Below are 6,786 nucleotides of genomic sequence, written 5' to 3'. Positions count from 1 at the left end.
TGATTTTGGCTTGGCGCGCGGAACGGTTGACAAGATGTGCGCGTTTCCGGTGCCGCCGGGCTACCGGCGGGAGAAGGATGTGCGCCGTCCGAAGCTGGATGGGTTCACGGGTTATGTCGATGCGTGGCTTTTGAAGGACCTGGAGGTCCCGAAGAAGCAGCGTCACACGGCGAAGCGGATTTACGACCGGCTTTGTGCGGAGAAAGGGTTCACCGGTGGTTATACGACGGTAAAGGACTACGTTCGGGCCCACCGTCAGAAGGCGCGCGAGATGTTCATTCCGCTGGCGCATCCGCCCGGGCATGGGCAGGCGGATTTTGGCGAGGCCGTTGTTGTCTTGGCCGGCATTCAGCAGAAGGTTCACTTCTTTGCTTTCGATCTGCCCCAAAGCGATGCCTGTTACATTCGAGCCTATCACGCGGCCACATCAGAGGCCTGGATGGACGGCCATGTTCACGCCTTTGGCTTTTTTGGCGCGGTGCCACTGTCTGTGGTTTACGACAACGATAGCTGTCTTGTTGCCAAGATCGAGGCGGATGGCCGTCGTCGTCGGACGCAGATGTTTACAGAGATGCTGTCGCATTACTTGTTTGATGATCGCTATGGCCGCCCAGGCAAGGGCAACGATAAGGGCAAGGTGGAAGGTCTGGTTGGTTGGTCGCGGCGCAATTTGATGGTGCCACTGCCGGAGTTTGCAGACATCGAGAGCTTCAACGCCTGGCTGGAAGAGCAATGTCGCAAGCGACAATCAGCGGTTCTGCATGGGCATACGGAGACGATTGGCCAGCGTTTGCAGGGTGACCTTGCGGCGATGTCGCCATTGCCGAGCGCAGCCTACGAGGCTTGCGCCAAAGCCACTGGCCGCGTCAGTTCACAATCCTTGGTGCGCTACAAGACTAATGATTACTCGGTGCCCAGCACCTATGGCTTCCGGGATGTGACGATCCGGGCCTTTGTGAATGTGGTGGAGATCGGCTGTGGTGGCGAGATCATTGCCCGCCATCCCCGTTGCTACGAGCGGGAACAGATGGTGTTCAATCCGGTACATTACTTTGCGCTTCTGGAGAGAAAGCCCGGTGCCCTTGATCAGGCTGCACCCTTGGCCGATTGGGAGATGCCCGAAGAGCTGCAAACCTTGCGCCGCTTGATGGAGGCGCGTCAGGCCCGACAGGGGCGACGTGAGTTCACCCAGGTTCTACGGCTCCTGGAGAGCTTTGAGCTTCCAGTTTTGTGTGCGGCGGTGCGCGTGGCGCTGCAAAAGCGGGCCATCGCCTTTGACGCAATCAAGCATCTGGTGCTGTGTCAGGTGGAATGCCGTCCCGCACGGCTCGACCTGTCGCTCTATCCCTATCTGCCGCGTGCAGCAGTGCAGACCACGAAGGCTTCAAGCTACATGGCGCTGCTGTCGGAGGGGGCATCATGAATGAGGCCTCCGACCTTCTGCTGGCCGATCACCTCAAGAAGCTCAAACTGCCTACGGTGTTGCGCGAGTATGAGAAGCAGGCCCGACAATGCGCTGCTGAGAACAAGGGGCACGTGCCCTATCTGAGCCGCCTGATCGAGTTGGAACTGATCGATCGGGAACGGCGCATGGTGGAGCGCAGGATCAAGGCGGCGAAGTTCCCTGCGCCAAAGAGCCTGGACAGCTTCGACTTCAAGGCGATCGCGGCGCTCAACAAGGTGCAGGTGCTGGAATTGGCGCGTTGCGGCTGGATCGAACGACGTGAGAATGTCATAGCCTTGGGCCCGTCCGGAACTGGCAAGACCCACATTGCCCTCGGGCTCGGGTTGGCAGCATGCCAGAGAGGGCTGCCAGTGCGCTTTATCACAGCCGCAGCATTGGTTCATGAACTGATCGAAGCGCGCGATGAGAAACGTCTCCTGCGCCTGCAGAAACAGATGCTGGCTCCAAAGCTGCTGATCATCGACGAGTTGGGCTTCGTGCCCCTCAGCAAGACCGGCGCGGAACTGTTGTTCGAACTGGTCTCGCAACGCTACGAGCGGTCATCAACCCTGATCACCAGCAATCTGCCCTTCGAGGAGTGGACCGAGACCTTCGGATCCGAACGCCTCACCGGTGCACTGCTTGATCGGTTGACACACCACGTCTCCATCCTGGAAATGAATGGCGAAAGCTATCGCCTCGGACAGAGCCGAAAAACTACCCAAAAACACTGACCAGAAATTGCCCCAATAGGGGCAATACGCCCGGGAACACGCTTGCTTTATGACGAGCCGCTGGTTCCCGGGCGCACGCCTCAAACCAACCGTCACTCAACGCCTCAACTGGCCTACTTTTACGCCGCCTCACTGGCCCATTTTTGCTCCGCCCTTGACAGTGTAGTCACAAAACGATGTGGCTTGGATAATATGCTTGCCAGTCTTGAGGCGGGCGACACGCTTGTGGTGTGGAAACTGGACAGGCTGGGGCGATCCACCATCCACTTGTTGCAATTGCTCAGCGACTTGAGAGATCGTGGTGTGGATTTTCAGGCGATCACCCAGGGGATCGACACGACCACCGCAGTTGGTCGAATGTTGTACGGGCAACTTGCAGTCTTTGCAGAATATGAACGGTCATTGATATCAGAACGCACCAAGGCAGGTATGGCAGCAGCAAAAGCACGAGGCGTTCATGTGGGAAGACCTAGATTATCAAAAACCATGAATAAAGCATTGGATGAGCTTGAGAAATTCGAAGTTGTCTCAGATTGATTTGCAGATCGTTTAATGTGTATCAAAGGTCATAACCATCAGGATTGATGAATAGTGGGCTTTTCTGATCACTCTTGAAACGCCTTTTTTCATCTTTCTCTAACGTTCTAATCAACTCACAATGTAACGATATCGAAACCCCCTTGCTGTGGCGTGATACATCCGCATCTTTGACCCATTGCTTCATGTCGATACCCTTTTTGGCTAACCAATCAAAATATCGCCAATGCTGCTTGGGCATCGGAATGGACACCTCTTCGCCCTTTGAGTTTTTGAACGTTCGCTCAATCCCATCTCCTGGCCTTCTTCTGGGCATGCCACGTGAATGGCCCGTAGGAGTAATGTAGAGCGGAATTTTTAAGCCATGGAAGTTGTTGCCATTGAGAAAGTTGTCCTTCTCATGGATTCTCAGGTAGTGCATCAATTCTTGACTTAATGATCGGCCTGAATCTTTTGCTTTATTTGCACATTCGGCAACGAAATCATCCATTGATCCAGCGTGTTCAATCAGCCAATCAAAGTACCGCCAATGCTTTCCTTGCATATTTAACGCTACCTTTTCAATGAGGTGGTAGGTTAATGTCCTTCCAAACCATTCGAGGTCGGTTTCTAAACGTTCAGGAATATCTTCTGGCTGTATTTCGGCGTCGTATCCATCAGGGCGGATGAACAGCGGACACTCAAGGCCAGCGAGACAACGACGTTTTTCATCAAAGAGAAGACTCATTTGTAGCTCGCCTGACAAGTCCGTCAAATCATCAGGTCCATGCCTGTCGATGTCCGCCATTTTAGTCCATAGGTCCATGTCGACACCCCGCGAGGCGAGCCAATCAAAGTGCTTCCAATGTCGCGCTAATAATTGGACAGTTTCCTCTGTCCCAAATGCGTTTTCTACAAGTCTTCCTATCCATTGATCGTCTGGACTAGGGTGGTTTCTTTCCCATCTATTCATGCAATTATTATGTCATAAATACTGACATAATTTCAATGATTATCTATCACGATCTTGACCTTTGTCTTTCGCAATCGGCTCGAAGTCACGTTGATAATCTTCGAATTTTTCCTTCAGCTCTTCAATGAATTCAAGTGCCTGCTCATTGTGCGTCTCGTGCTTCCATCCATTGTCGAAGCGAGCCAGCAATACACCATCTTTGCTAATATCCATTTGCTCAATATCGCTATCACCAAGGAGCATCTTGGAATTTTCATCTTTAAGCGTAAGTTCGAACGTCAGGCCGTTTTTGTTAGGGCCGCCATCAATTACTCGATGCCAAACCATATTTGATTTTTCAGGTTCGAAGCTTGCCTTGGTTTTCTTTCCGCCTTCCTCGATTTCAACATTTGCGCGTCCTCCCTGCGTCCCATTGATTGTGAATTTCAGGGTGTCCGTCTTGTTGATGGCTTGACCTTTGTTTTGCTGGTCCGCCTTTCCTTTTTCTTCTGTTTGCGCATTAAAATTGAACGGGTTTTTCGGCGAATTTGGATGATCACTCATTTTTGTCTTCCTCATCGGGCGCTTCAGTTTCGTCAGGTTGGTGTAGGTTCACGCCCAGATGCTTCAACACATCATCGTCAAACCAGTTCTCTTTATAGGCCTTCATTGGATGCATATTTTCGACGAACGCGAGTTGAGATTCAGGGTGCAGGCGCATGAGTTCGTCAGGAAACGCCAACTTTCGCTGAACCGCACTTGTATTCGATGTGAAGGTTGTTGTTTCGGTGCTGTTGCCGTTGATACCTGTGGTTTTGGCAACGGCCTCTGCAACCGAGGACCCAAAATTCAAAACAGTCTTTTCTCCACATAGTGCTGAGAAATATTCAGCCGTTTTTTGATCTGATGATCCAAAATAAGTCACCATGCCCGCGTTTGCGATGAAGGATTGCCAACCACTTTCATAGATGCGCTCAAGCTGACTGAGGTCTTGGACAATCGCCCAAATCTGCATTCCAAACCCAGCCATTAGACCGTAAGCCTGCTCAACCATCGTCAGACGCCCAAGGGCTGCAAACTCATCCAAGACAAACAAGACAGGTTTCTTCGGCTTGGTTTGGATGTTGCGAGCGTTGACGGTAATGGCTTGCTGGATCAACAAGCGCAACCAACGACTGAAGGTGTTTAGGCGATCAGCAGGTAGCACTAGATAGATAGTGATTGGTTTCGTTTTGAGGTCTTCGAAACGGAAGCTGGATGATATCAAGCTGCTTTGCAGACGCTCACTGTCCAGAAAATGGGTGTGGGCTTGGGCCGTGGCAAATACGTTAGCCAGCAGCTTTTCTTCCTTTTGCAGACAACGCGCACCCGTGCTCTGCACAATATGATGTTTCGAAGTCAGCATATGTTCAAAGAATTTTGTGAGTGTTTTACCGTCCATCAGCAACAACTCACGCACACGCCCCAAGTGCCTATGACCATCTTCGGTGGGATCAGTTGCAACATAGAGAATAATGCCCTGTAATAGCGCCTTGGCTTCCTCGTCCCAGAACGCATCGCTACTCGTGCTTGGCAAGATCAACGCATCGGCGAGGATCATAGCGTTTTCGGTAATGTCGGGATCGCCGTCTTGCAGCCAATCCAATGGATTGAACGCGGAAGCATCATCAGATGAACGGACATCTCCATGCGAGCTAACAACAAAAACATCATCCGTTTCAGTGTCTTCTTTCACCAAGTCCAGATCAACGATGCCCCACGGATCAACGATATGAACCTCATGCCCCATCTTCATGCGCTGCTTGGCGGTAATCATGGCATTTTCGCCTTTGGGGTCGATGACAAGCATCGATCCCTCATAGGTCAAAAGGTTGGGAATAATCTGTGTGGTGCCTTTGCCCGAACGTGTGGGTGCAACCGTCAAGAGATGCCGATCACCGTTGTAAGACACCCATTCAAAATCATCTTTTCCAATCACTTTGCCAAAGCGAATACCATCTTCGTTCAATAGCTTCTGATCTTCGACGTCTTTCATCGACGCCCAACGACTTGAACCGAATGTATCAGGCGGATCATTCCAAAACCTGTTGCCCGTCCCAAGCCAAAAGATTGCAGCGAAGAAAAAGCTGGCAATGGCGATGATATTCGTAGCACCCCATCCCAATGCACCATGCTTCATGATTGCCATGAGGACAATTATTCCAACCACGGCCCAAACCATGATGTGGCGAAAGCTCTTGGAGCTTGGAGAGAACAACCATCCAAGACCAAATCCAAGGCCTGCGAATATCAGCACATTCAATATTCGTGCGTAGAAGATCGGCAAAGGAAGCCCCCAAATGCCTGTTCCAAAATCTCCAAACCTTGGAAATATTACATACAAAATAATCACGAGAACCAACGTTCCAATGGAAGCGATGGCATAGGGGTTTTTCTTCCAATCCATAATGATAATCCTTTTAATTATAGCGACAGGTCTGGGCCTCGTAAGCGGGACCGTTCCCTATGGGGAGAATGTGAGTGCTTAACCTTGAGCGCCTGCCTGATTTTCTGGGCGACCAAGCTGCGTTCTTTGATGTGTTTGCGTCGGAGCTTCTGAAACTCTCGCTGCAAAGCACGGCGCTCCTTGATTTGTTCGACGATCATGAATTCACGTTGTTTCTGATCACGTTGTGCGGCCTTGCGAGCATCCAGCTCGTTTTGCTGCCGAATGGATTTGCCCTTGCCTGTGAGGCGATCAAATAGGCCTCGCAGACCTTTGTTCAGGCGATCAGAACGAACCTTTGTTTCTTCCGTCCAGCGCTTGTCTTGCCCAATATTGAGTTTCTGTCGCTCATCGCGGTGGGCGTTATTCATTTCCCGTAGTGAACCGCCCCGGTTTTACCGGAGAGTTGTTGGTTCAAATATTAAGCTGCTTTTTCAGCGGCATTCAAGGCTTCATAGAAGTTCTCCTCTGCTTCATGGGGGGTGATGTAATCGATTTTGCTGTGTAGGCGTTTTTTGTTGTACCAGTTCACCCATTTCAGGGTTTCCCATTCGATCTGTCCAACAGATTTCCAAGGCCCCATAAAATCGATGACCTCGGTTTTGAACAGACCGATTGTGCTTTCCGCTAGAGCGTTGTCATAGCTGTCACCAAC

The 6,786-nt window shown here is 51.1% G+C and carries 8 protein-coding genes; 4 read left to right on the top strand and 4 right to left on the bottom strand.

Going from position 1 to position 6,786, the window contains the following annotated elements:
- The 3 genes from istA to RJ38_RS05815 all read left to right on the top strand — a co-directional run.
- The coding region (gene istA / locus RJ38_RS05825) for an IS21 family transposase (RefSeq protein ID WP_039017904.1) at positions 1 to 1,423 on the top strand (1,423 nt) is incomplete at its 5' end.
- The gene (gene istB / locus RJ38_RS05820; RefSeq protein ID WP_202903862.1) at positions 1,420 to 2,178 is read left to right on the top strand and encodes an IS21-like element helper ATPase IstB; all 759 of its coding nucleotides are present in this window, start codon (positions 1,420 to 1,422) and stop codon (positions 2,176 to 2,178) included. The genes istA and istB, both read left to right, overlap by 4 nt.
- Before the next feature lie 42 nt (positions 2,179 to 2,220).
- On the top strand, positions 2,221 to 2,715 hold the full coding sequence (locus RJ38_RS05815; protein ID WP_238321657.1) for a recombinase family protein: 495 nt from the start codon (positions 2,221 to 2,223) through the stop codon (positions 2,713 to 2,715).
- A 22-nt stretch (positions 2,716 to 2,737) separates the two neighbouring features.
- On the opposite strand, the gene RJ38_RS05810 is transcribed toward RJ38_RS05815, so the two are convergent.
- The 3 genes from RJ38_RS05810 to RJ38_RS05800 all read right to left on the bottom strand — a co-directional run bounded on the left by RJ38_RS05810 (position 2,738) and on the right by RJ38_RS05800 (position 6,092).
- Positions 2,738 to 3,502, bottom strand: a complete 765-nt coding sequence (locus RJ38_RS05810) for a hypothetical protein (protein WP_156121777.1) — start codon at positions 3,500 to 3,502, stop codon at positions 2,738 to 2,740.
- Positions 3,503 to 3,706: 204 nt separating this feature from the next.
- Complete coding sequence (locus RJ38_RS05805) at positions 3,707 to 4,210, bottom strand: hypothetical protein (RefSeq protein ID WP_039017955.1); 504 nt, start codon at positions 4,208 to 4,210, stop codon at positions 3,707 to 3,709.
- Positions 4,203 to 6,092, bottom strand: coding sequence for a type IV secretory system conjugative DNA transfer family protein (locus RJ38_RS05800; protein WP_052245220.1), 1,890 nt, complete (start codon positions 6,090 to 6,092; stop codon positions 4,203 to 4,205). Before RJ38_RS05800 ends, RJ38_RS05805 begins: the two co-directional genes overlap by 8 nt.
- Positions 6,093 to 6,166: 74 nt before the next feature.
- On the opposite strand from RJ38_RS05800, the gene RJ38_RS05795 reads away from it, so the two are divergent.
- Positions 6,167 to 6,391, top strand: a complete 225-nt coding sequence (locus RJ38_RS05795) for a hypothetical protein (RefSeq protein ID WP_039017954.1) — start codon at positions 6,167 to 6,169, stop codon at positions 6,389 to 6,391.
- A 161-nt stretch (positions 6,392 to 6,552) separates the two neighbouring features.
- Here RJ38_RS05795 and RJ38_RS05790 read toward each other — a convergent pair.
- On the bottom strand, positions 6,553 to 6,786 hold a 234-nt coding region (locus RJ38_RS05790), incomplete at its 5' end, for an integrase core domain-containing protein (protein ID WP_039017799.1).

The organism is Halocynthiibacter namhaensis (assembly GCF_000812685.1).
Taxonomy (GTDB): Bacteria; Pseudomonadota; Alphaproteobacteria; order Rhodobacterales; family Rhodobacteraceae; genus Halocynthiibacter; species Halocynthiibacter namhaensis.
Note: the sequence above shows the minus strand (reverse complement) of the source record. Positions and strands in the feature narration are given on the sequence as shown.